Source organism: Streptomyces violaceorubidus (assembly GCF_000717995.1).
GTDB lineage: Bacteria > Actinomycetota > Actinomycetes > Streptomycetales > Streptomycetaceae > Streptomyces > Streptomyces violaceorubidus.
In genome coordinates this window covers 1-447 of record NZ_JODM01000156.1, presented here as the reverse complement: position 1 = coordinate 447, position 447 = coordinate 1, and the positions used below count along the sequence as shown (strand labels likewise).

Here is a 447-nt window from a genome sequence, read left to right as displayed (position 1 = left end):
CGCTTCGTGCGGGTGTTGGAGGCGGTGGTGGCCGATCCGCAGGTGCGGGTCGGCGGGATCGGGGTGCTGGAGGAGGGCGAGCGGGAGCGGGTCCTGGAGCAGTGGAACGACACGGCGACCGCGGAGGCCGCCCCGGATGTGGTGGCCGCGTTCGGGGCCCAGGTGGCGCGTACGCCGGAGGCCGCGGCCGTGGTGTCCGGCGGGGTGTCGGTCTCCTACGGCGAGCTGGAGGCGCGCAGTGACCGGCTTGCCCGGCTGCTGGTCGCCGACGGGGTGGGCGGCGAGCGGTTCGTGGCCGTGCAGCTGCCCCGCCGTGCCGATCTTGTCGTGGTGCTGCTGGCGGTCCTGAAGGCGGGGGGCGCGTATCTGCCGCTGGACGGGGACTTTCCTGCGGAGCGGCTGGCGTTCATGCGGGAGGAGACGCGGCCCGTCGTCACCGTCGACGAA

General features: G+C 74.5%; 1 protein-coding gene. It reads left to right on the top strand.

The features are described 5' to 3' along the window. Nucleotides 1-27: 27 nt before the first annotated feature. Nucleotides 28-447 (top strand): AMP-binding protein (locus IE94_RS36755; protein ID WP_167344003.1); only part of this gene is annotated, 420 nt, incomplete at its 3' end.